Source organism: Bacillus sp. CPT56D-587-MTF (genome assembly GCF_058792335.1).
Genome location: NZ_JBYTEF010000001.1, coordinates 1,658,826 through 1,682,237 on the forward strand (window position 1 = coordinate 1,658,826; position 23,412 = coordinate 1,682,237).

The 23,412-nt window shown below is 35.9% G+C and carries 16 protein-coding genes and 1 pseudogene; 14 read left to right on the top strand and 3 right to left on the bottom strand.

Annotated elements, in window-relative coordinates:
* Positions 1-190 precede the first annotated feature (190 nt).
* The 3 genes and pseudogenes from AC3WVZ_RS08620 (at position 191) to AC3WVZ_RS08630 (ending at position 3,693) form a co-directional block, all read left to right on the top strand.
* Positions 191-2,066, top strand: a pseudogene (locus AC3WVZ_RS08620) (ABC transporter permease).
* Positions 2,067-2,182: 116 nt separating this feature from the next.
* Positions 2,183-2,470 (top strand): AbrB/MazE/SpoVT family DNA-binding domain-containing protein, encoded by a 288-nt coding sequence (locus AC3WVZ_RS08625; RefSeq protein ID WP_000648324.1) that lies wholly within the window; start codon positions 2,183-2,185, stop codon positions 2,468-2,470.
* Between the two features lie 275 nt (positions 2,471-2,745).
* Positions 2,746-3,693 (top strand): S8 family peptidase, encoded by a 948-nt coding sequence (locus AC3WVZ_RS08630; RefSeq protein ID WP_227077862.1) that lies wholly within the window; start codon positions 2,746-2,748, stop codon positions 3,691-3,693.
* 200 nt (positions 3,694-3,893) lie between these two features.
* Here AC3WVZ_RS08630 and AC3WVZ_RS08635 read toward each other — a convergent pair whose 3' ends face one another.
* From AC3WVZ_RS08635 to AC3WVZ_RS08645, 3 genes are all read right to left on the bottom strand, one after another.
* Complete coding sequence (locus AC3WVZ_RS08635) at positions 3,894-4,997, bottom strand: ABC transporter ATP-binding protein (protein WP_065211669.1); 1,104 nt, start codon at positions 4,995-4,997, stop codon at positions 3,894-3,896.
* A 277-nt stretch (positions 4,998-5,274) separates the two neighbouring features.
* Positions 5,275-6,138: a PucR family transcriptional regulator gene (locus AC3WVZ_RS08640; protein ID WP_065211668.1), complete on the bottom strand. Its 864-nt coding sequence runs from the start codon at positions 6,136-6,138 to the stop codon at positions 5,275-5,277.
* A gap of 69 nt (positions 6,139-6,207) precedes the next feature.
* Positions 6,208-7,068, bottom strand: coding sequence for an AraC family transcriptional regulator (locus AC3WVZ_RS08645; RefSeq protein ID WP_065211667.1), 861 nt, complete (start codon positions 7,066-7,068; stop codon positions 6,208-6,210).
* A 169-nt stretch (positions 7,069-7,237) separates the two neighbouring features.
* Between AC3WVZ_RS08645 and AC3WVZ_RS08650 the strand changes: the two genes are divergently transcribed.
* From AC3WVZ_RS08650 to AC3WVZ_RS08700, 11 genes are all read left to right on the top strand, one after another.
* Complete coding sequence (locus AC3WVZ_RS08650; protein ID WP_227077863.1) at positions 7,238-8,581, top strand: carbohydrate ABC transporter substrate-binding protein; 1,344 nt, start codon at positions 7,238-7,240, stop codon at positions 8,579-8,581.
* A 69-nt stretch (positions 8,582-8,650) separates the two neighbouring features.
* Positions 8,651-9,541: a carbohydrate ABC transporter permease gene (locus tag AC3WVZ_RS08655; RefSeq protein ID WP_065211665.1), complete on the top strand. Its 891-nt coding sequence runs from the start codon at positions 8,651-8,653 to the stop codon at positions 9,539-9,541.
* Positions 9,542-9,555: 14 nt separating this feature from the next.
* Positions 9,556-10,545, top strand: coding sequence for a carbohydrate ABC transporter permease (locus tag AC3WVZ_RS08660; RefSeq protein ID WP_227077864.1), 990 nt, complete (start codon positions 9,556-9,558; stop codon positions 10,543-10,545).
* Positions 10,546-10,557: 12 nt separating this feature from the next.
* Positions 10,558-12,729, top strand: coding sequence for a 1,3-beta-galactosyl-N-acetylhexosamine phosphorylase (gnpA, locus tag AC3WVZ_RS08665; protein ID WP_233936282.1), 2,172 nt, complete (start codon positions 10,558-10,560; stop codon positions 12,727-12,729).
* Positions 12,719-12,886, top strand: coding sequence for a DUF6903 family protein (locus AC3WVZ_RS08670; protein WP_176268751.1), 168 nt, complete (start codon positions 12,719-12,721; stop codon positions 12,884-12,886). The genes gnpA and AC3WVZ_RS08670 overlap by 11 nt, the downstream gene beginning before the upstream one ends.
* 108 nt (positions 12,887-12,994) lie before the next feature.
* Complete coding sequence (locus AC3WVZ_RS08675; protein WP_065211663.1) at positions 12,995-13,891, top strand: ROK family protein; 897 nt, start codon at positions 12,995-12,997, stop codon at positions 13,889-13,891.
* A 63-nt stretch (positions 13,892-13,954) separates the two neighbouring features.
* On the top strand, positions 13,955-15,121 hold the full coding sequence (locus tag AC3WVZ_RS08680) for an SIS domain-containing protein (protein WP_065211662.1): 1,167 nt from the start codon (positions 13,955-13,957) through the stop codon (positions 15,119-15,121).
* A 20-nt stretch (positions 15,122-15,141) separates the two neighbouring features.
* Positions 15,142-16,290, top strand: a complete 1,149-nt coding sequence (nagA, locus tag AC3WVZ_RS08685) for an N-acetylglucosamine-6-phosphate deacetylase (RefSeq protein ID WP_227077865.1) — start codon at positions 15,142-15,144, stop codon at positions 16,288-16,290.
* Between the two features lie 26 nt (positions 16,291-16,316).
* Positions 16,317-17,252 (top strand): hexose kinase, encoded by a 936-nt coding sequence (locus AC3WVZ_RS08690; protein ID WP_227077866.1) that lies wholly within the window; start codon positions 16,317-16,319, stop codon positions 17,250-17,252.
* Positions 17,253-17,267: 15 nt separating this feature from the next.
* The gene (gene lacD, locus AC3WVZ_RS08695) at positions 17,268-18,275 is read left to right on the top strand and encodes a tagatose-bisphosphate aldolase (protein WP_065211659.1); all 1,008 of its coding nucleotides are present in this window, start codon (positions 17,268-17,270) and stop codon (positions 18,273-18,275) included.
* Between the two features lie 410 nt (positions 18,276-18,685).
* On the top strand, positions 18,686-23,065 hold the full coding sequence (locus AC3WVZ_RS08700; protein WP_233936283.1) for an endo-alpha-N-acetylgalactosaminidase family protein: 4,380 nt from the start codon (positions 18,686-18,688) through the stop codon (positions 23,063-23,065).
* Positions 23,066-23,412: the final 347 nt, after the last annotated feature.

Here is a 23,412-nt window from a genome sequence, read left to right on the forward strand (position 1 = left end):
GCAAAACTAACGAATATACAATAGGATGTGTGTATGAATATGAATGTAGTCATTATAAATAAAGTACTACGTATAAGCAATTTTTTTAAACCTTTCAAAAATGTAAGGTTTTTGTCATTTGAATCGATGGAAGGTATCTCCGCACTTTACTAATATAAAAACATAGATAGTAGAAGGGCGGAGAAGTAATATGAACATTAGAGAACTAGCATATCGGAATGTAACCCGAAATAGACGGACATACTCAGCCTATTTTTTGAGTAGTGCATTTGCAATTATGGCCTTTTTTGTGTATTCATTTTTTGCGTTTCATCCGGCATTAAGTGCAGGAGAATTAGGTCAGTACGTATTCGTAAGTATGTCTTTTGCACAGTCTATTATTTATTTACATTCTTCTTTATTTTATATTCGATGGGAATGTTTTTAAAAACGAGAAAGCGTGAACTAGGAATTTTAATGATGCTAGGTATGACGAAATATCAATTAAAGCGTCTGATTTTTTTGAAAATATTATGATTGGAATAGGGGCAATTATTTTTGGTATTCTTTCAGGTATGTTATTTTCAGGGGTATTACTATTTGTCGCTCCGATGATATTGAAACTAGATATCTCCTTATCCTATTACATACCGATGAAAGCAATTGTTGTAACAAGTATTATGTTTTTCATATTATTTATGATCATATCATTGTTTAGTGCAGGAATGATTCGTAAAAATAAAATTATGAAGTTGTTTAGAGGGTCAGCAGAGGCAAAACCGGAACCGAAAGCATCAATCATTTCTTCAATATTAGCAGTAGTATTGCTTAGTGCTGGCTATGTAGGAGCTCTTCTATCGCATGGCGCAATGGTATTTATTATGATGATTCCTGTTACAACGGTAGTTATTATTGGGACGTATTTGTTGTACAAGCAGCTGAGTGTCTTTATTATTCGATTATGTAAAAAAAGTAAACGTTTCTATTGGACACAGACTAATATTATTACGTTATCAGATTTAGCGTATCGCATGAGAGATAACGCAAGAATGTTCTTTATTGTAACCATTATTTCTACTGTAGCATTTTCCGCAATAGGGACATTAGTCGGCTTCGCATCCATGACGAAAGGGATAATGGAGAGACCAATTGCGTTTCATTACCATTCTAAGCAAGGGAATAGTAACGAATCACAACATATACAAATGATTGACAAAGGATTAAAGAAATATAATATAGCAGCTTCAAAAACTAATATTTCGACAAAGAAAACGGAGGAACAGTCGTTAAGAAGCGCCACTTTTATAAAAGAATCAGATTATAAGGAATATGCAAAGTTAACAGGAGAACCATTTAATACTGTAGCAAATAAAGAGGTTGTATTTTTGTCAGCTGATATACCAGGGCCAGCGATGAAAGAAAGAAAAGAAATTACTTTACCCAATATGAATGAAAGTTTAAAGGTGAAAAAAGTTACTTCATCTTCATTGGGGAAAATATTAAGAGGAAATGTTTATGTAATCTCTAATAATCAATATGATTCATTACAAGATGGATTTATAGAGACAAAAGATTATATGTATAAAACTGAAAGAACGAAAGATGAGATTGAAATTGGTAAAGAGCTTACGCATCAAATTAAACCGTATCAAGAACAGTCAACGTTTAGTGCGGAAGAGTACGAACAAAACCAAAGTTTACAAATTGCAGGACCGATTTTATTTGTAGGTTTCTTTATTGGTATAGTATTTTTCGTTTGCGCAGGAAGTTTCCTTTACTTCCGTTTATTCTCCGATTTGGAGGATGATGTTCGCTTGTTCGAAATGATTCGAAAAGTTGGATTGACGAGTAGGGAATTATCGAAGGTAGTTACAATTCGATTGGCGCTTTTATTCTTCGTTCCAATTGGTGTTGCAACATTACATGGGGCAGTAGCCTTAACGGCGTTAGGGCAAATGTTTGAGTACTCATTGTTTAAAGAAAATACAGCTGTATTAAGTATTTTCATAGGTATTCAAGTTGTATACTTCTTACTTATAAGATCCCGTTATGTAAAACAATTGAAAGAGAGATTACGTATGCATTAAATGTGTTTTTTTAACTCGAGTACAAAATTTTCTAAAAAGAGGCAAGTATTGCCAAAAAGTGATAAAATGGAAAAAGCGAGGTGAAAAAAATTAATAGAGAGAAAGGGGGGAGAAATATGAAAGCAACAGGAGTTATTCGAAAAGTAGACGAATTAGGACGAATTGTTATCCCTAAAGAATTACGCGATGTATTGGGAATACAAATCAAATCACCGCTTGAAATTTTTGTAGAAGCAGATAAAATCATTTTACAAAAATATCAACCTTACAATGCTTGCCAAATCACAGGTGATGTTTCAGAGCAGAACATATCATTAGCAAATGGAAATATTACTGTTGGGATAGAGGGAGCGGAATATTTAGTAAAAGAAATAGAAAAGTTTTTAAACAAGAGTGAGGTTTAGTCTTAATTTATATTATTTTTCAAATTACATATCATTCTTTTAAAAGACTGTAAGAGGACCATTAATTGGTCCTTTTATTTTGGTTATTAGTTGAATGACCCAGGCTGTTATTTCCTATAAATCATAGGGGAAATACAAAAGTAGTATAGAGTTAGTAAATGATGTTGAGAAATATTTGAAAAGAAGGAAAACAAAAAGAATAAAACGAATGTTACATTTACACGTATTCAAAAGTGGTCTGAAATGAAAATAATACATTTTCAGGAGGGATTACGATGAGTAGTACAGTGAATAAACAAAAAGGTATACAATTGATTCCATTTACCGTAAATAAGGTTGTAGAACAAGTAAATGAAATTCCACCAGGTGTACAACTGATTCACGCTCCGCAAGTATGGGGAAAGAGTGTGAAGGGGCAAGATGTAGTCGTTGCCGTATTAGATACAGGGTGTGATACTAATCATATAGATTTAAAAGATCGTATTATCGGCGGAAGAAATTTCACAAAAGATTATGAAGCTGATCCAAATGTGTATCTTGATAATAACGGACATGGTACTCATGTCGCGGGGACGATTGCAGCAACTGAAAATGGTGTCGGTGTATTAGGAGTTGCACCACTTGCTAAAATGTTAGTATTAAAAGTTTTAGCGGGAGATGGTTCTGGAAGTTACGAGCAAATTATTGAGGCAATTCATTATGCTGTAAATTGGAGAGGGCCGAATCAAGAGAAAGTGAGAATTATTTCAATGTCACTTGGTGGTCCGCAAGATGTTCCAGAATTACATGAAGCAATTCAAAATGCGGTAAAGCAGGATGTTCTCGTCGTATGTGCTGCTGGGAATAATGGAGATTGTAATGAAAATACAGAGGAACTAGATTACCCAGGTGCTTACTCGGAAGTAATTGAAGTCGGCGCTGTCAATTTAGAACGGAAAATCACATGTTTTAGTAATTCAAATCAAGAAATTGATCTAGTAGCGCCAGGTGATGAAATATTATCTACGTATCCAGATGGGAAATATGCAGTGTTAAGTGGAACTTCCATGGCGACGCCGCATGTTGCTGGAGCGCTTGCCTTGCTCATTAAACAGTGTGAGAAAGAATACGGTCGAAAGTTATCAGAGCCGGAAACATATGCACAACTTATTAAAAGAACTGTACCTTTAGGGTATGAACGTACATCCGAAGGGAATGGATTATTAGATTTATTAAAAGAATAGAGAATACTAAAAAAACATCTCATATTCATATGAGATGTTTTTTTGTACGGTTTTGTCGCATATACGGAGGTAGTTTCTTTTTACGAAATGTTTTACGTAGCTACATCTATTTTTTCTGAAGTAGAAGCTTTGCATACAATTAAGAGGAAAAGCTTGATTTACGTACGAGACCATTCTGTCTGAATTTTCGGGGGAATCCGTTAATTATTACGTATACGTTGTTCGGAAGTGATATCGAAAAAGTGTGCTTTCGCTAAACTAAAAGCTAATGGAAGTGTATCGTTAGCTTTAATCTCGGAACGAGCGTTAATTCGCGCAATAAAGTTTTGATTTGAAAGTTTTCCATGGATCATCGTTTCCGCACCTAATAATTCAGCAACTTCTACTGTAATTTCGACTGTGGATTCAGGAGAAGATTGAAGAACGATTGGTTCATCACGAATGTCTTCAGGACGAATACCCAGTATAATTTTTTGTCCATTATATCCTTTTTGTTTTAATGTTTTTAGTTGGCCGTCTGGTACTTTGAAGCGGGTATTTTCCATGTGAAAATAGTTATCTTGCAATGTTCCGGTAAAGAAATTCATAGCTGGAGAACCTATAAATCCGCCAACAAATATGTTTTCAGGGGTATCATATACTTCTTTTGGAGTCCCAACTTGCTGGATTAGTCCATCTTTCATAACAACAAGGCGTGATGCCATTGTCATGGCTTCTGTTTGATCATGTGTCACATATATAGTGGTCGTATTTAAACGACGATGCAGTTTGGAGATTTCTGAACGCATACTTACACGTAATTTTGCGTCTAAATTCGATAGAGGCTCGTCCATTAAAAATACTTTTGCATCACGGACGATAGCTCTTCCTAGTGCAACCCGTTGGCGTTGCCCACCTGATAATGCCTTCGGTTTTCGTTGTAAGTAATCCTCGAGCCCTAATATTCTCGATGCCTCCGTTACTCGACGATTAATTTCATCTTTTGGAAGTTTGCGTAATTTTAAGCCAAACGCCATATTATCATAAACAGTCATATGCGGGTATAATGCGTAATTTTGAAATACCATCGCAATGTTGCGATCTTTTGGAGCGACATTATTCATACGCTCTCCATCAATATAAAACGAACCATCGGAAATGTCTTCTAGACCCGCGATCATGCGTAGCGTTGTTGATTTTCCGCATCCAGAAGGACCGACAAATACGATAAATTCTTTATCTTCAATATGTAAATTAAAGTCAGAAACAGCAGTGGTTTTATTATCATACACTTTAAAAATATGATCTAATACAAGTTCAGCCATACATATTCACTCCTCATCACCTAATTAATTGAATTATAAGATTATTAAAAACACAAGTAAATTGGCATTGTGCACAAAAGAATGAGGAGCTTTTATGCAAGTTTACAGATTTAAGATACAAGAAAGCACCTGTAGAGTTTAAGTTCATCTATAAATATGGGATGAAAGTATTACTTTTTCATAAAAAATATGTTAAAAGAGTGTTCAAGTCACGCAAGAGACTATAAAACGATGATGGTATGAAAAAATGAATATTGTAACGTCTTTCATGAAAGTTTCACGAGATATCTAAAGAAAGAAATGCCATATAAACTGCTACTGCACCTTCAAAGGTTTTTATATTAATCCCTGTTTTTTCAATGAATTTATCAATTCGATACTGCAAAGTATTACGATGTAAATATAATTGTTTTGCTGCAAGAGATACATTTAAGTTACATTGGAAGAATACTTTAACGCTATTTATTAGTTCTTTGTCATTTGAAATGTGTGTCAATAATTGATTCGTGTATTTTTTTCTTTCTTCTATCGGTAATGAAATTACTAATTGATAAGGGAGCAGTTGTTCAATGTATGTAATTTTCTTTGATAAATAGGGAGAAAGAATAGAAAATAAATTTCGTTCCCATTGATACAGATAAGTAAATCCAGCTGTTTGCGTATAGCGTCTTCCAACAAAGAAGGATAGGGATATAAAAAAATCTGTTTCTAGTGTATCTAAGGCTGTTTGCAATACAGATTCCGTTATGTTTTCTTCTAAGATGAGGACGCCAGCTTGCGAAGTTTCCCATATCAATGTAGTAGTAAAAGAAAACATAGACTGTAAAGCATCTTGAAATTCTTCTCTTTCTGCAATAGATTGTGTTGTGAAGAAGTGTAAAAAACGAACTGATAGTATAGAGATATTTTTATTTTTATATAATGCTTCATGCCACGATTTTTCTAATTCTGTTTTATAAAATGTATCAGTATGAATGGGTGTTAAGATGGATGAAAGTAATTGATGTTCCTTTTGATGCAATCGGATTTTCCGAATCCCGACTTTGTTTCCTTCAACTAAAAACCAGCTATAATCTGCAGATAACACAGTTTCATTGATTTTTATATCCTCACCAAAATATGCTTTTAATTGTTGAATCATAGGAACACTACCCTTTCAAAAATAATAGTAACAATATTTTAAATAAGTATAGATTCATTGCAATGATCTTTAAATTTTCGCACTAGAATTTGGTATGTTTTTGCTAGAATTGATAGCGTTTCTGTATTGTGAAGGAGATAGATTCATTTCTCGTTTAAATGATTGTGCAAAGAATGATTGGGAAGAAAACCCGGTAATAGTTGAAATATTAGAAATCGAATAGTTGGTAGTTTCTAACAATATTTTACTTTCTCTAATACGAGTTTGAATTAAGTATTCAATAGGCGAAACACCGACGAATTTCCTGAAAGAATGAGATAGATAATATTTATTTATATGACTAATTCGTGCTAATGTATCCAGGCTAATATTTTCGTGAAAATGCTGTTTAATATAGTTTTTAATAAATTCAATATCTTTATTGATTTTTTGAGTAGATGTTTTTTCTATATTAAAAGATTTTTTTCTCATCATTTTAAGTAGTAATATTTCCAGAATATTTTGTATAATTAAATCGTAATCTTCCTGATGGTTTTCCACTTCCTCCACCAATTGCTGAAGATAGAAGAGAAAGTTTTTTTGATCTTGGCTATAATTATGAATAGTAACTGGACTAGGATTTTCTATGGATGAAAAGGACAGACCTTGAATACCAAGTGCGATGTATTCGAGTGGATAATTCGTATCAGACTTTTCCGTGTGCTCGATATTTGGATTGATGATAATTAAATTGTGTTCTTGGACAGGGATTTCTTCTTTGTAAAAGATAAAAGTTCCTTTGCCCTTGGTAATATACAATAGCTCTGTAAAGTGATGCGCATGAATGGTACTATGCCAATCTTTATCGTATTTTGATTTTGTCATATAAAGAAGTTTTACTGGAAGATGGTTTCGTTGAAATTGTGGAATCTCATATACTTCATTGGACAAATGAATCCCTCCTTCGTAGATTTTTTATCTATTTTATAAAGATTTTAGTGGGATATTCAGTAAAAAGCAAGATATCTAAAAAACAGAACAAGATGTTTATTGTGAAAGCGTTATCTATTTTGTATTCTTTAATTATGAAAGGAAGATTAGGAGATGGGGGTAAATAGAGATGAAAAAAAAATTATTGTTGTCTGGAATGACAGCTTTGTTATCTTTTAGTTTAATAGCTTGCCAAGGTAATACTACAAAAGTTGATAAATCTAAGGATGGTAAAGGCTCCAGTGAAAAACAAACCCTTCATGTGGCAACACTTGAATCGGCTTATGGTAAAGAGATGTGGAGCAAAGTGATTGACGCATATGAAGCTGCTAATCCAAAAGTTGAGGTTAAATTGACAGTGGACAAAAATCTTGAGGATGTCATAGGCTCAAACATGAAAGCAGGAAAATATCCGGATGTTGTATTGTTGGCAACCGGGAGAAAACAGGCACTAACAGAAACTTTGATTAAAGATAAAGCATTAGAAGACATTACCGATGTTTTTGATAAAAATGTTTATGGTGAAGATGTTAAAGTCAAAGATAAGTTAGTACCAGGGCTTATTGGTACACCTGCGACTAATCCTTATAATGACGGTAAAATTTATATGGCACCGATGTTCTATAGTCCAACTGGATTATTCTATAATACTACCTTATTAAAAGAAAAAGGTTGGGAGGTGCCGAAGACTTGGGATGAGATGTGGGCTTTGGGGGATAAAGCGAAAGCAGAAGGTATTTCATTATTTACTTATCCTACAACAGGCTACTTTGATACATTCTTCTACTCTTTACTACTAGGGGTGGGTGGACCTGAGTTATTTAATAAAGCTATGAAATATACAGATGGTGTTTGGGAAACTTCTGAAGCAACAAAAGCCTTTGAAATTATCGGAAAATTAGGAAAATATATAGAGCCGACTACTGTTGCGAATGCAAATGATAAAGACTACAAGAAAAATCAACAATTGGTTCTCGATAACAAAGCTTTGTTTATGCCAAATGGTACGTGGGTAGTTGGTGAAATGAAAGAAGCTCCTCGATCTAAAGGGTTTGAATGGGGCATGATGACTTTACCAACAATTGATGCTAATAGCGACCGCTATGCATTTACTTTCTTTGAACAAATGTGGATTCCTTCAGCAGCTAAAAATAAACAACTTGCTAAAGATTTCATGACGTTTGTTTATTCGGATAAGGCAGCTGAAATTTTTGCTCAATCGAGTGCGATCCAGCCTATCAAAGGCCTTTCTAATAAACTGACAGGTGAAAATAAATCATTCTATAGTATCTATGATAATGGAGTGAAAGTGGGAATAGGTGGATTTGCTGCAACGAAAGCCGTTGAAGGTGTAAGTATGCCAGATACATTATTTAGAACAATTGACAGTGTTATTTCTGGTGATAAAAAGGTGAAAGATTGGCAAAGCTCTGTTGAAAAAGTGAGTGACCAATTACGGTCTGCATTAAAATAAATTAGTTTTCACTACGTACAATGGTGAGCAGCTAGTCTCACCATTGTATTTATTAACTGAGGTGATGGCATGAATAAGACAACAGAAAAAAGAATTTTTATTTTTGTTTGTACTGCACCCGCACTACTCCTGTTAGCCACTTTTATGATTGTTCCTACGATTGAGGTATTCAGGATGTCCTTATATAAGTGGGGAGGATTTTCTAATAATAAGGTATTTGTTGGATTAGAAAACTTCAAGATTTTATGGAATGATATGAATTTCTTTCGATCTCTCCAAAACAGTATCGTATTGATTGTTATTGTTACACTTATCACGATGGTACTGGCAATTTTGTTTGCCTCATTGTTAACGAGAGAAAAAATAAAAGGAAAAAGCTTCTTTCGAATTATTTTTTATATCCCTAATATTTTATCCGTTGTAGTTATCGCGGGAATATTTTCTGCAGTTTATGATCCTACTACAGGATTGTTAAATAATATACTTGCTTTATTTAACCTTGAAAACCTTCAAAAAATGTGGCTTGGTAATCAAAAAATTGCTATTTACAGCATTGGCGGGGCACTCATTTGGCAAGCGATTGGTTACTATATGGTCATGTATATGGCGGCAATGGCAAGTATTCCGGAAAGTTTTTATGAAGCATCTGCTTTGGAAGGTGCTGGACGAATCAGACAATTTTTTAGTATTACTTTACCGTTAATTTGGAATAACATGCGGACGACGTTAACATTCTTCGTTATTAGTACGATTAATTTAAGTTTTCTACTCGTTCAAGCAATGACTGGAGGGGGACCTGACGGATCGACGGAAGTGTTTTTAAGCTACATGTATAAGCAGGCTTACACGAATTCTTCTTACGGTTACGGTATGGCTATTGGGGTGGTCATTTTCCTATTCTCATTCGCATTATCTGCAATTATAAGCGGTGTCACTAAAAGGGAAGTGTTGGAGTATTAAGGAGGTCCAAAACGATGGAAACACAAAAAAGAATGACTACAGAAACAGCTTATCGAGATCCAAAAACGATGGAAACCGAAAAAGAAATGATTGTAGAAGCAGCATATAAAGCCCCAAAAACAGTTAAGCCCCAAAAAGGTATGACTACAGAAGCAATATATCGCTGTTTTATATATGTAGCACTGATTACGTTAGCGATTTCTATCATTATTCCTGTTGCATGGGTTTTCTTAGCCTCAGTGAAGAAAAACTCGGAGTTTTATGGTAGTCCTTGGGCCATGCCAAAAAGTTTCTATTTTCAAAACTTTATCGATGCTTTCCAAAAGGCAAACATGGGTACTTATATGTTGAATTCAGTCATGGTAACAGCGTTAGCTCTGCTTATTTTATTGATTGTGGCTTTACCAGCAGCCTATGTCTTAGCAAGGTATACTTTTAGAGGAAGTAAATTAATAAATACTTTTTTTAAAGCTGGGTTATTCATCAATGTGAACTACATTGTTGTTCCAATTTTCTTGATGTTATTGGACGGAGATACCTTTTTACAAGGCCAAATTGGTAATGGATTTCTACTAGACAATTTATTTGTTTTAGCTGTGGTATATGCGGCGACGGCGTTACCATTTACCATCTATTTACTGTCTAGTTTTTTTCAATCGCTTCCATCCACGTATGAGGAAGCGGCATTGGTCGATGGTGCCGGATATTTTAAGACAATGATTTCAGTCATGATTCCGATAGCTCGTCCAAGTATTATTGCCGTCATTTTATTTAATTTTCTTGCCTTTTGGAACGAATACATTATTGCCTTAACATTAATTCCAGGACCAAATAAAACGTTACCTGTTGGGTTAATGAACTTGATGGCAGCTCAAAAATCTGCTGCGAACTATGGTCAAATGTATGCAGGTATGGTTCTTGTCATGCTACCAACTTTGATTTTATACATCATTGTTCAAAAAAAATTAACACAAGGAATGACCCTTGGTGGTTTAAAGGATTAGAGGAGGATTTACATGAAAAAGAAAAAAGGCCGTGTTACTTTACCGAGTGAAGAAAATTTTCTTAAGGAAACAAAAGAATTGATGGAACGATGGGGTGCGGATGCGATTCGTGATAGTGATGGAACGAAACTAGACGATGCTATTAAACAATTAGATGCGAAAATTTATACGACCTATTTTGTTGCTCGAGCTCACAATGAGTTTGCAGAGAAGCATATGGATGAATGCCAGCAACTTTATTTAATGAGCTTATTCAATACAGCGCTTACCGACACCCTTGAAATTGATTTTATGAAAGGCTACTTTGAGGAACAATTAAAGCCGGATTATATTCACAGTCCTAAAAAATACTGGGAGGTTATCGATCGGACAACAGGAGAAATTGTTGACGTTAATGGTTGGGAAGTAAACGAAGAGAAAAATTGTGTTTTGATTACGAATGCGATTCCTTGGCATGAATATACGGTTTCATTCCTAGTCTATGCGATCTGGGATCCAACCCAAATGTATAATCATATTACTAATAATTGGGGTGATAAGCCGCACGATATTCCTTTTGATGTTAGACAGCCACATTCCAATGAATTTATGAAAACCTATTTAAAACAATGGTTGACAGAAAATCCAGATACAGATGTGGTCAGGTTTACAACGTTTTTCTATCATTTTACCCTTGTGTTCAATAATCTTGGCAAAGAGAAATTTGTCGATTGGTTCGGATATGGTGCTAGTGTTTCAGTTGCTGCTTTGGATGCTTTTCAAAAAGAAAAGGGTTATCGCTTAAGACCAGAGGACATTGTTGATCAAGGTTATTATAATACTTCGTTTCGAATTCCAACTACCGCATTTTTAGATTATATAGATTTTGTTCATAAGTTCGTTGCGGAAGAAGCAAAGAAACTTGTGGATATTGTCCATGAAAGTGGAAAAGAAGCAATGATGTTCCTTGGTGATAACTGGATTGGTACAGAACCATATGGGAAATACTTTGAAAATATCGGATTGGACGCAGTTGTAGGCAGTGTGGGTGGCGGAGCCACACTACGTATGATTGCAGATATACCACATGTTCGTTACACAGAAGGACGATTCTTACCTTATTTCTTCCCAGATACATTTTACGAAGGTAACAATCCAGTGATTGAAGCCAATGAAAATTGGTTAACGGCGCGGAGAGCGTTACTGCGAAATCCTGTTGATCGCATTGGTTATGGTGGTTATTTAAGTTTGGCTTATCAGTTTCCAGAATTCGTATCATACATTGAAGAAGTCACCGAGGAATTTCGTGGGATTTATGACACAATTAAAGGCGTTCAACCATACAACGGTCTTAAAGTCGCAATTTTGAACTCTTGGGGTAAGTTGAGAACTTGGCAGACACATATGGTCGCTCATGCACTATGGTATAAACAAATTTATTCTTATCTAGGTGTTTTGGAATCCTTGAGTGGGGCTGCTGTGGAAGTTTCGTTTATTAGTTTTGATGATGTCATTAACGAGGGGATACCTGAGGATATTGACGTTATCATTAATGCCGGCGATGTAGGCACAGCTTTTTCAGGAGGGGCCAATTGGATTAATGAAAAGTTAGTCACTACCATCAGGGCCTGGATGTATAATGGCGGGGGGTTCATAGGTATTGGCGAACCGACAGCCTATCAGCATGAAGGACATTATTTTCAATTGGCGAACGTCTTAGGTGTTGACAAAGAATTAGGATTTAGCTTATCAACAGATAAATATTTTATTAACCCTGTCGAAAATCATTTTATTTCTGCTGATAGCACCCAATTTGATTTTGGTGAAGGAATGAAAAACATTTATGCGTTATCAGATAAAACCGAAATAATCGAATATTACAATGGAGAAGTTCACCTTTCTAGTCATCCGTTTGGAGAAGGCAGAGCTGTGTATATAGCAGGACTGCCATACAGCGAAGAAAATACGCGTCTGTTAATGCGCGCGTTATACTATGCCGCCAATAAAGAAGGAGAATTTCAAAAATATCATGCGAGCAACATTTATTGTGAAGTCCATGCATATCCATCTATTCAAAAAATGGCAATCGTTAATAATTCAATGATCGAACAAACAACGGCAGTCTACGATGGACAAGGAAACAGGAAAGAAATGACATTGGCGCCTAGTGAAATCAGATGGGAGGATTTTTCAAATGAAGTTTAAAATTTTACTCATTATTAAAATTGTTGTGTTTATCGTATGCCTCTCTTTAATTATTTTTTACCAAAAGACAGCTGGTAAATTCGAACTAGGTATGATGTTGATTGGGTTAGCTGGTCTGTTAGGGCTACTGTATGACTACAATCGAAAATACGTATAAATTGACTAGGGCAAGTGAATTGATCAAGGAATCGCACATATATGTTCAACGATAACAAGTATAGAAAATTATTTAATACTTCAAATACAAACCTAGGGGTGCGGACAAATGAAAAAAGCAGTCGGCATTGATATTGGGGGAACGAAGATTGCAGCGGGAGTCATTTCGGATAAAGGCGAACTGCTTGAACGAGCAGAAATAAAAAGTGATCCTTCAGACCGAGAAAAAATGTTTGGTAAAGTTGTAGAAGCTGTGGAACAAGTTCTCGGAAAATCATCGGTTTCCATCGCTGATATCGAGGGGATTGGTGTTGGGGTACCGGGAAAAGTGGATTTCGAGAAGGGAATTGCCGTTTTTCAAAATAATTTACCTTGGAGGCAGTTTCCTATTTCGGTCCGTTTGCAAGAGCAATTTGGTATTCAGCGGATCATGATTGACAATGATGTCTATATGGCGGCTTATGCCGAATGGAGAGCAGCACATGTAAAAGAGGATGAAACCTTTGTCTACGTGACTATAAGTACGGGAATATCTTGTTCTATCATTCATAAAGGCTCATTTTTTAGGGGGGCAGGATTTGCTGGAGAACTGGGGTTGATTCCTGTCCTCACGAAAGAGGGCAATGAACGATTAGAAAAAATTGCTGCTGGACCAGGAATTCAGAGAATAGCCGAAAGGGACTTACAGGTAGATACTATTTCAACAAAGGATGTTTTTGCTAGTTATAGTAATGGGGTACCAGAATATCAATCTATCATCAATGAGGTAACTGATTATTTAGCTCAAGGTCTTTATAAGATTTCCTGTTTATTAGATCCGCATAAAATGGTTTTTGGTGGCAGTGTCATTGTGAAAAATCCATTTTTACTGGAGTTGATTAAAGAGAATCTGAAAAGGTATCAGCTTCCAGAACAACAACATCTTTTGGAGCAGATGAGCATCAGTACATTGGCACAAAATAATGGAGTTACAGGTGCAGGATTACGTGTATTTGAAGGTATGTAATGGGGCACGTCAGTCTTCTTTTATGGAGAGCATGATGGCAAATAGGTAGAGGAGTGGACGAATATGTTTACATTAAGTCAAGACAAATTAGTTTCGTTAGGCGCATCGATAACAACGGCGGAAATAAGACGACAGCCTGATTTATGGGATGAAACCTTTACTTTGTATAAGGAGAAAAGCGAGGGGATTGATGAGTTTTTACAAAAAATAGTAACGAAACACAACCGGGTTCGAGTTATTTTTACAGGCGCTGGAACGTCTGCTTATGTCGGTGATACAGTCACCCCTTATTTAATAGAAAAGGTCGATGAACAACAGTGGGAAGTACTAAGTATTCCGACCACTACGTTAGTTTCAAATCCTTACCAATTTTTAAAAAAGGATTTTCCGACTTTACTCGTTTCATTTGCTAGAAGCGGAAACAGTCCAGAAAGTGTTGCTGCTGTACAATTAGCTGAGCAAATAGTAACCGATTTGTATCAAATAACGATTACTTGTGCGAAAGATGGGAAATTAGCTAGAAGGGCCGTGAATAATGAAAAAAATTTATTACTATTGATGCCTGAAAAATCAAATGATCAAGGTTTTGCAATGACAGGAAGTTATACTTGCATGGCGTTAACGGCATTACTTGCTTTTGATTCTATATCGATAGAAGAAAAATCGACGATAGTGAAAAAAATCCATAAAATGGGTGAAAGTGTCATTCAAAGAGAAGGTGTTATCCAAAAAATAGTAGATTTTGATTTTGACCGAATTATTTACTTAGGTTCCGGTAGTTTAGAAGGTTTAGCAAAAGAATCACAATTAAAAATATTAGAATTGACAGCTGGAAAAATAGTAACCGCATTTGATTCACCACTTGGCTTCCGGCACGGTCCAAAATCATTTGTAAACGAAAAATCATTAGTTTTTGTGTTTGTTTCCAACCATTCTTATACACGTCAATATGATTTAGATATGTTAAAAGAAATGCAGCAAGAAAACATCGCCAGTTATATTTGCGCCATCGAAGTTGATGGAGAAACTAATTATGCTGGGAACAGATTCGTATTCGGCAGAGAGGCTCAGTCTGTACCAGATGCATACTTAGCATTACCTTTTGTCATGATTGGGCAGACTGTCTCACTGTTAGCTTCAGTAAAAGTAGGTAATACACCGGATACTCCTTCACCGACAGGAACAGTAAACCGTGTCGTTAAAGGAGTTACTATCTACGAATATGAGTAACTAGGATAGGGGAAACATACATGTCCATTTTTATTTTTGCAGATAAGTTTTTTCTTGAAGAGATGGTCACAGGTCCTGGATTTTTAGAAATAAAAGACGGAAAATTCGGTGTTTTTTCGAGAACTAGGCCAGAGGAAGCGGCAGAAATTATCGATTATAGAGGACAGTGGATCGCTCCTGGCCTAGTAGACACACATATTCATGGATTTAGAAATCACGACATTATGGACAATAATTTTTGGGGACTGAACCAAATTTCGGTAGGACTCCTTTCATGCGGCGTTACATCTTTTTTACCGACAACTTTAACATCCTCAATAGAATCATTAAATCACGTCGTTGAAATGATTGGTGCCAATTACAAGGAAGTACAAGGTGCAAAAATTAAAGGAATCTTTTTAGAAGGACCGTTTTTTACTGAAAAACATAAAGGAGCACAAAATACGAAATATTTTTGTGACGCATCTGTTCCTATGTTGAAAACTTGGCAGGAATTATCAAATAATTTTATCAAAAAAATTGCAATTGCACCTGAAAGAAAAGGGGCGGCGGAATGTATTGAATATGCTGTAGGAGAAGGGATTGCAGTGGCGTTGGCCCACAGTGACGCAACTTATGAAGAAGCAAAGCAAGCGGTTGAAAAAGGAGCTTCCATTTTTATTCATACTTTCAATGGAATGAGTCCATTGCATCATCGTGAGCCAGGGATGGTCGGAGCGGCCATGAATTTAAAAGATGTTTTTGCCGAAATTATATGTGATGGACATCATGTACATCCCGTTGCATCAAATATTTTAATGAATATCCGCGGTAGAGAAAAGGTTGTTATGGTTACCGATTGTATGATGGCTGGAGGTATGCCTGACGGAATGTATCAGTTGGGAGAATTTCCTGTGAAAGTAAAAGATGGGATGGCTCGTTTGGAAAATGGAAGTTTAGCAGGTAGCATTTTGCAATTAAAAGATGCTGTCAAAAATGTCGTCGATTGGGGAATTGCCGCGCCCGAGGAAGCGATTTACATGGCGAGTACTGCACCAGCTAAAAGTATGCAGCTTGATAGCGAATGTGGGAAGATCGCTGAGGGATATGCTGCTGACTTTATTGTACTGACGCCAGCGATGGATTTAGCTGCTACCTATCTTGATGGTGTGTGCCGTTTTCAAGCTTAAATATTTTTCTGAAAGAGGGATTTCAAATGATTTTATCTGTCACCATGAATCCATCTGTCGATATTTCCTATTCGATTCATGAATTAAAGTTAGATGTTGTTAACCGTGTAGAAACAGTCCATAAAACTGCTGGTGGAAAGGGCTTGAATGTAGCGCGAGTGATCGCTCAAATGGAAGAAGCTGTCCTAGCGACAGGTGTGCTTGGGGGTACGATTGGCGAATACATTATTCAAGAATTAAATAAAAGCAATGTTCCAAATAAGTTTTTAAAAATTAAAAAAGAATCAAGAAATTGTATTGCTATTCTTCATGAAGGGATGCAAACAGAGATTTTAGAATCAGGGCCTACATTATCCAAAGAAGAAGGGGCAACTTTTTTAGAAAAATTTGAATGGCTGCTTACAACAGCTTCACTTGTGATAATTTCGGGCAGTTTGCCGAAAGGGTTACCGACTAACTTTTATTATCAAATGTTAGAAATCTGTAATAACAATGGAATCCCAGTGATTATGGATTCGTCAGGGGAATCTTTGAAAAACGCCTTGGTGCATAAAGAAAAACCATTTGCCATCAAACCAAATGTAGCGGAATTATCTCAGCTGCTGGGCATTAACATGGAAGTAGGAATCATTGATCTGAAGCAAGCATTAAACCATGAACTATTTACTGGAATTGAGTGGATTATCGTATCCATGGGTGGTGAAGGTGCTTTAGTTAGGAAGGGTGAGGACTATTACAGAGTTACGATTCCGAAAATAGAAGTGAACAATCCTGTTGGGTCTGGTGATGCGACAGTTGCAGGGTTAGCTGTGGCACTACACCAAAATCAAACGGTTGAGACTGTACTTAAAACGGCGATGACTACAGGAATGTTAAATACCATGGAAGCTGAAACTGGTTATATTAATGTGAATAAGTTTAAAAAATATTTTGATCTCGTTAATGTTGAAAAAATAGATTGATAGAGGAGAATGTTAATGTTAGAACTAACCAAGAATAAATTGGAAGCTCTAAAACGTTTATCTGCTGAAAATGGCATAATTGGAGCATTGGCTATTGATCAACGTGGTTCATTGAAAAAAATGATTGCGTCTGGCGGTGCAAGTCATGTTGGAGATGCGGGCATTATCCGTTTCAAAGAATTGGTTTCTGAGGAATTAACACCATTTGCAACAGCGATTCTTTTGGACCCTGAATACGGTCTTCCGGCGGCTAAGGTCCGCGATAAAGAATCGGGCTTAATTGTAGCGTATGAAAAAACTGGATACGATGCATCAGAAGTAGGAAGGTTACCGGATTTATTACCAGAATGGTCAGTGAAACGATTAAAGGCAGCAGGTGCCGATGCTATTAAATTCTTACTCTACTATGATTTCGATGAAGATGAAAAAATTAATAACTATAAACATGTCTATATGGAACGTATCGGATCTGAGTGTGCTGCTGAAGATATTCCATTTTTCTTGGAGATTGTTACTTATGATGCTGAAAATGATGATACGAAAAGTAAAGCGTACGCAAAAATAAAACCACATAAAGTGATTGAGGCCATGAGGGAGTTCTCGAAACCTCAATATCAAGTAGACGTTTTAAAAGTAGAGGTTCCAGTGGACATGAACTTTGTGGAAGGGTATACGGCAGGCGAATTCGTTTACAGAAAAGAAGAAGCTGCTTCTTTTTTCAAAGAACAAAGTGAAGTAACTGAGCTGCCGTTTATCTTCTTAAGTGCAGGTGTAAGTGCTAAATTATTCCAAGAAACATTAAAATTTGCTAAAGAATCCGGTTCTACCTTTAATGGAGTGTTATGTGGTCGGGCAACTTGGAAAGACGGTGTCATGCCGTTTGCTATAGGCGGTGAACAAGCAGGTCGTGATTGGTTAAAAGATATTGGGAGAAGGAATACAGAAGAACTGAATCTCGTATTGAAAGAGACAGCTAAATCATGGTTTGCTAAAGTAAAAGTAACAGCTGAGCTTCAAAGTTAGTACAATATCTTTTCTTCCATTTTTAAATGGAATGAAGAAAAATGAGTAGACATTCGTCTGCTCATTTTTTAGTTGCGTCCAGTATGGTCACAAATCCTAGATTAAAAGCCCAGAACAGTTCATGACTAAAGGGAGGAGGAGCAACTTTTATATATAAACCGAAGAATATTACTTATCGTATACAATTCAATAAAAAAACAATTAAAAAGGTAATAATAACCTTATTTTGTAAGCGTTTTAAAAAGACAATATATCTAAAAAAAGAAACAATATCTTTATTGAGTGGGCACTTGAAAAAAACTATTCTAAACATAAGTGAAAGCGGTACCTTTCAGGTTTTGATATATTTTAAAAATGAATGCGTAGGTATTGTTTTTAACTAAAATTTAAATTTCAAAGGGGGAGAAGAATTGGAGAGTAAGCATTTCAAGAGAGCTTTTAATACCCTTCTTGCACTTGTGCTAATTGTGCCGACATTTTTAGTTAGCATGATTGTTGTGCCATTACATGTAGGAGCAAATGTATCTAATCCGTGGGTCACAATATCATCAGGAGGAAACGAAATCAATGCAATAATAGAACAAAATGGGAAGTCATATGTAAGGCTTGGAGCAGGTGCTGGAAACGATAACGGGGCGAAAGCTGCAATTTTTCAAGAACAAAATAAAGTCTCTAAAGAATCAGGAACGATGGCGTATACCTTTACTCCAGAAACCAAGGGCGAAGATACTAGATTTGGTTTCTATCCTCATTATATTGACAATAATAATTTCGTTTTTGTAGGCTACGACTCACTTGGATGGTTCTATGAATACAAATATCAAGGGAAAGGTGACTGGTTAAAAACTAGACCTAATGTTCCACTTCCAGAGGCTGGAACTTCGCACTCTATTAAAATTGATTATAATAAAACCACTTTGAATATTACATTAGATGGAAAAGATTTATTTGGACCGGTTACTTTATCTAATGATGTAAATAACCTCCTTACAGGTAAGGAAGCCGTTAAACTCGGTGCTTACGGAGATAAAAAAAGTCAAGTACTCATTGAATTAGGAAACGCTCCTGGGGGTGGAGGAACAGATCCAGGAAATGAAAAACTTGTCGACATTACGGATAATAAACTGGAAGAAGGCGACTTGAAAATTATTTCAGGTGACGGAAATGTTACCTATAATGAAGATGGTTCAGCAACTTTCCGTGTTACATCTACCCAAAAGAATAGAATTGTTTACAACCAAATGAAAGCGATTAAAAATGGTGTTTTTGAAGCGGATGTTACTACTAATACTGACAAGATGAATCGCTTTGGATTAATCTATCGTGTTCAAAATCCATCAACATACACATATGTGGGAACAGGGGATACGAACGATCAGTATTTTGGTGAAATTTTTGGTCCTATAAACAATTGGACGTCGATGACTCCAAACATGCCGCTACAAGCAAAACAAAAGTATAATTTACGTTTAGTATTCATGGACGATGTTGCGACGTTATATATTGATGGTAAAAAGGTAAATTCTTGGACTTTAACAGGTGGTGTAGATCAAGCGGGCTTACTAGGATTTGAAAAAAGCCGAGGTGCTGCTGATATTACGATTTCTAACATCAAAATAAAAGAATATAGTGCGCCAAAACCTCCAGATACCCCGCCAGTAGAAGATATATTAAAGTCACAGTATATGGACGTCACAATTGACCAAGTATTCCCACGAATTGTGAAATACAAAGTTGGCGATAAAGTAATGAGTGGACAGGAAGCTCCTGTTTACGGATTGAAAGTAAATGGTGGACTATACTATCCTAAAGTAAACTTTGAAAAGTTAAATGATAGTGAAGCGCTATATACATTAAAAGTTGTGGATGAAATGAAAAATCTTGATGCTGTATTTAAGGTATCTTTGAAGGTGAATGATAATAAGGTTGTTTATAGTTTCGATGAAATTAAGAATAATGGTAGTGCCAAAATCGAGACAGTTGAGTTTGCTGATATGAACTTTATCTCGGTAAATTCGGAACAAAAAGGTGCAAAAGCTAAATTAACGAATATTAGTACAGATGTTAGGAAAACAGGTGATGTAGATGTAAGCGTAGATTCTTCTATGGGAGAAATAGGTACATCTACTAAAAATTATACTGCATTTTTGTCAACTGACGAATTAAGTGCAGGTGTATGGTCTAGTTCAGAAGTGGACGGTTATAAAAATTTAGTTGCTAATCGATATGTAAATACAAATGGTGCCAAAGCAATGGGAGTAGGTTCTAGTGCACTTTATTACCAAAGAGATTTTATGCCAGAACCACAAAAAAATAAACCAACTATTAAAATAGCTATTGCTAAAGATTTGAATAATGATAATAAGGCAGACTGGCAGGATGCGGCGATTGCATACCGTGATATTATGCAAGACATTAAAGGATACCAAGATGTAAACAATAATGTTGGAATGCGTATTGCAATGAATTTCGGATCACAAGCACAACAACCATTCTTAAAAACATCAGATAATGTGAAAAAGGTTGCTCTTGCTACAGATGAATTGGGGCAAGCTGTAATATTAAAAGGATATGCAAACGAAGGGCATGATAGTGGTCATCCAGATTATGGTGATGTGGGTGAGCGTATGGGCGGCGTTAAAGATTTAAATACGCTTATTAAAGAGGGGCGTAAGTATAATACCCAATTTGGTGTCCATATAAATGCTCAAGAAACTTATCCTGAAGCGAAAGCTTTCAATAATGATTTTATTGATCGGCCAAGTTCTTTAGGATGGGGATGGTTAGATCAATCTTATACAATTAATAAATTAAAAGATTTGTATTCTGGATCGCGTGCGAAAAGACTAGATGAATTGAAAACTGCTGCTCCAGATCTTGACTTTATTTATTTGGATGTATGGTATCAAAATCAATGGGAATCAAATAGAATAGCAGATCAATTTAAAGATAGAGGCTGGAGATTAACAACGGAATTTGGTGGTTCTATGGCCAATTATTCAACGTGGCAACATTGGGCTACTGATAAAAACTACGGTGGACCGGAAAGTAAAGGTATCAACTCAGAAGTACTGCGCTTTATTAGTAATCACCAAAGAGATTCTTGGGTGTTGAATTGGCCTGAAGTAGGTGGAACTGCTGACCATCCATTACTTGGTGGATTTGAATTAGCTGGTTTTGAAGGGTGGCAATCTGATAAGAATTTCGATAACTTTATTCGCATGACATTTGATACTAATTTACCTACTAAATTCCTACAAAAATATTATGTAACGAACTGGACGGATGTAGAAGGTGATAAAAGCAAGACAAACTTAGAAAAGGAAATAAAATTGAAGGACCCAAGTAATGGGGATGTTGTCGATGTAACTAGAAAAGACAATGCTAGGGAACGTGTTATTACACTAAATGGAAATGTAATACTTGATGGAAAGGCGTATTTAATTCCTTGGGTGAAACAAGACTTTAAAAATCCAACTTCTGATTCTGAAAAACTGTATCACTGGAATTTTGAAGGTGGTACAACTACTTGGACACTTCCAGATGAATATAAAGGTGCCTCTACTGTTTATGTATACAAATTGACAGATCGCGGTAGAACAGATGTGAAAGAAGTCAAAGTCGTAAATAATAAGGTAACTTTGACAGCTAGTGCGGCAACTCCTTATGTTGTTGTACCGAAAAAAGATAAGGGTTTGGAAATCCTTGACTATAATTGGGGCAAGGATGCTCATATATATGACGCGGGATTCAATACAGGAAAAGTAAGTGCATATACAACTATTGAGGGTGATAACAAGGCTGTAAGCGTCGTTAGAACGAATCAAACTGGAAGCAACCGTAATGTAAGTAGTGGAGATTACTACTTGAACATTGATAGTCCATCAAAAGATACAACTGTTACCCGTGTTCTTACTGGTTTGGAACCGGGTAAAGATTATGTAGCAGAGGTATATGTTGAAAACGATAGTGATGTAAAGGCTGGAATTACAGTAACAGGTGGGAAAGAAGATGCTAGCAATTACACAATTCGTAGTCTGCAAAAGAACTATGTTAAGGCAGATTCACATGCCATAAATGATGGATATAATAGCAAAATGCAAATCATGCAAGTGAGTTTTACAGCTGTAACGAATAAAGCTAAATTAACTCTCAGCCGTGATTCTGGAAAAGGAAACACAAAATTTGATGATATTCGGATCGTTCAAAAGTCTTTAAAAAATAATGTCTCACCGACGGAATTTAAACAAGATTTTGAAACGGTGGTACAAGGCATTTACCCATTTGTTATTGGTAATACAGAAGGTGTAGAAGACAACAGAATTCATTTGTCTGAATTGCATGCTCCATATACACAAAAAGGATGGGCAGGCAAAAAATTAGTCGATGATGTATTAGGTGGAAATTGGTCCGTTAAAGTGAACACTGGAAACAAAGGTTTGCTGTATCGTACCATTCCTCAAAATTATCGTTTCGAACCTGGCGTAACTTATAAAGTATCATTTGATTATCAAACAACAGCAAACGCATATCGCTTTATTTCAGGGGATCAAGAAATTGATGTTCGAGACATCGCAAGTGCAAAGGGACTAAGTGTGAATAACACTCTTAATGCATCGACTGACACAAAAACAGCAGAGTTTATGGTGACAGGTTCTGAGAATGGCCAAACTTATGTAGGAATTTTTAGTGATGGAACTAATTTAAACGGAGATACTGGAGCAGGTACATTTATTTTAGATAATCTACGTATTGAAAAGCTAGCTTCAGGGGGAGCGTCACAGAGGTAAAAAGATTAGGGTTTAAGATAAAGGTAGTTTTATAGCTAGTGTAATATCCTAAATTAGAGGCCTATCTCGAAGGAGATAGGCCTCATTGTATTCATTGAATCGCCGGAAACTGCTTTTGAAAATTGTTCTTTTGTATGTTTTTAGTGAGATGTTAGAAATGAAAAGCAAGATGTCTAAAAAATACGACAAGATGTTGATTGTAGAAGTGTTTTTACGAACGTATAATGTAACAAAAAAGCTTACTAAACGGGCAATCGAGTATGCCAATAGCTTCTTCGAAGAAAGAAAAACGTATATTAGAATGGTGGTTATTCTGTACGTCTGCCCATAAAATGATAAAAGGTACA

Excerpts from the sequence above, each read along its gene's own strand:
- AC3WVZ_RS08660 (WP_227077864.1), top strand. The coding sequence starts at position 9,556 with ATGGAAACACAAAAAAGAATGACTACAGAAACAGCTTATCGAGATCCA.
- AC3WVZ_RS08625 (WP_000648324.1), top strand. The coding sequence starts at position 2,183 with ATGAAAGCAACAGGAGTTATTCGAAAAGTAGACGAATTAGGACGAATT.
- AC3WVZ_RS08670 (WP_176268751.1), top strand. The coding sequence starts at position 12,719 with ATGAAGTTTAAAATTTTACTCATTATTAAAATTGTTGTGTTTATCGTA.
- nagA (WP_227077865.1), top strand. The coding sequence starts at position 15,142 with ATGTCCATTTTTATTTTTGCAGATAAGTTTTTTCTTGAAGAGATGGTC.
- gnpA (WP_233936282.1), top strand. The coding sequence starts at position 10,558 with ATGAAAAAGAAAAAAGGCCGTGTTACTTTACCGAGTGAAGAAAATTTT.
- AC3WVZ_RS08650 (WP_227077863.1), top strand. The coding sequence starts at position 7,238 with ATGAAAAAAAAATTATTGTTGTCTGGAATGACAGCTTTGTTATCTTTT.
- AC3WVZ_RS08690 (WP_227077866.1), top strand. The coding sequence starts at position 16,317 with ATGATTTTATCTGTCACCATGAATCCATCTGTCGATATTTCCTATTCG.
- AC3WVZ_RS08630 (WP_227077862.1), top strand. The coding sequence starts at position 2,746 with ATGAGTAGTACAGTGAATAAACAAAAAGGTATACAATTGATTCCATTT.
- lacD (WP_065211659.1), top strand. The coding sequence starts at position 17,268 with ATGTTAGAACTAACCAAGAATAAATTGGAAGCTCTAAAACGTTTATCT.
- AC3WVZ_RS08640 (WP_065211668.1), bottom strand. The coding sequence starts at position 6,138 with ATGATTCAACAATTAAAAGCATATTTTGGTGAGGATATAAAAATCAAT.
- AC3WVZ_RS08675 (WP_065211663.1), top strand. The coding sequence starts at position 12,995 with ATGAAAAAAGCAGTCGGCATTGATATTGGGGGAACGAAGATTGCAGCG.
- AC3WVZ_RS08635 (WP_065211669.1), bottom strand. The coding sequence starts at position 4,997 with ATGGCTGAACTTGTATTAGATCATATTTTTAAAGTGTATGATAATAAA.
- AC3WVZ_RS08680 (WP_065211662.1), top strand. The coding sequence starts at position 13,955 with ATGTTTACATTAAGTCAAGACAAATTAGTTTCGTTAGGCGCATCGATA.
- AC3WVZ_RS08655 (WP_065211665.1), top strand. The coding sequence starts at position 8,651 with ATGAATAAGACAACAGAAAAAAGAATTTTTATTTTTGTTTGTACTGCA.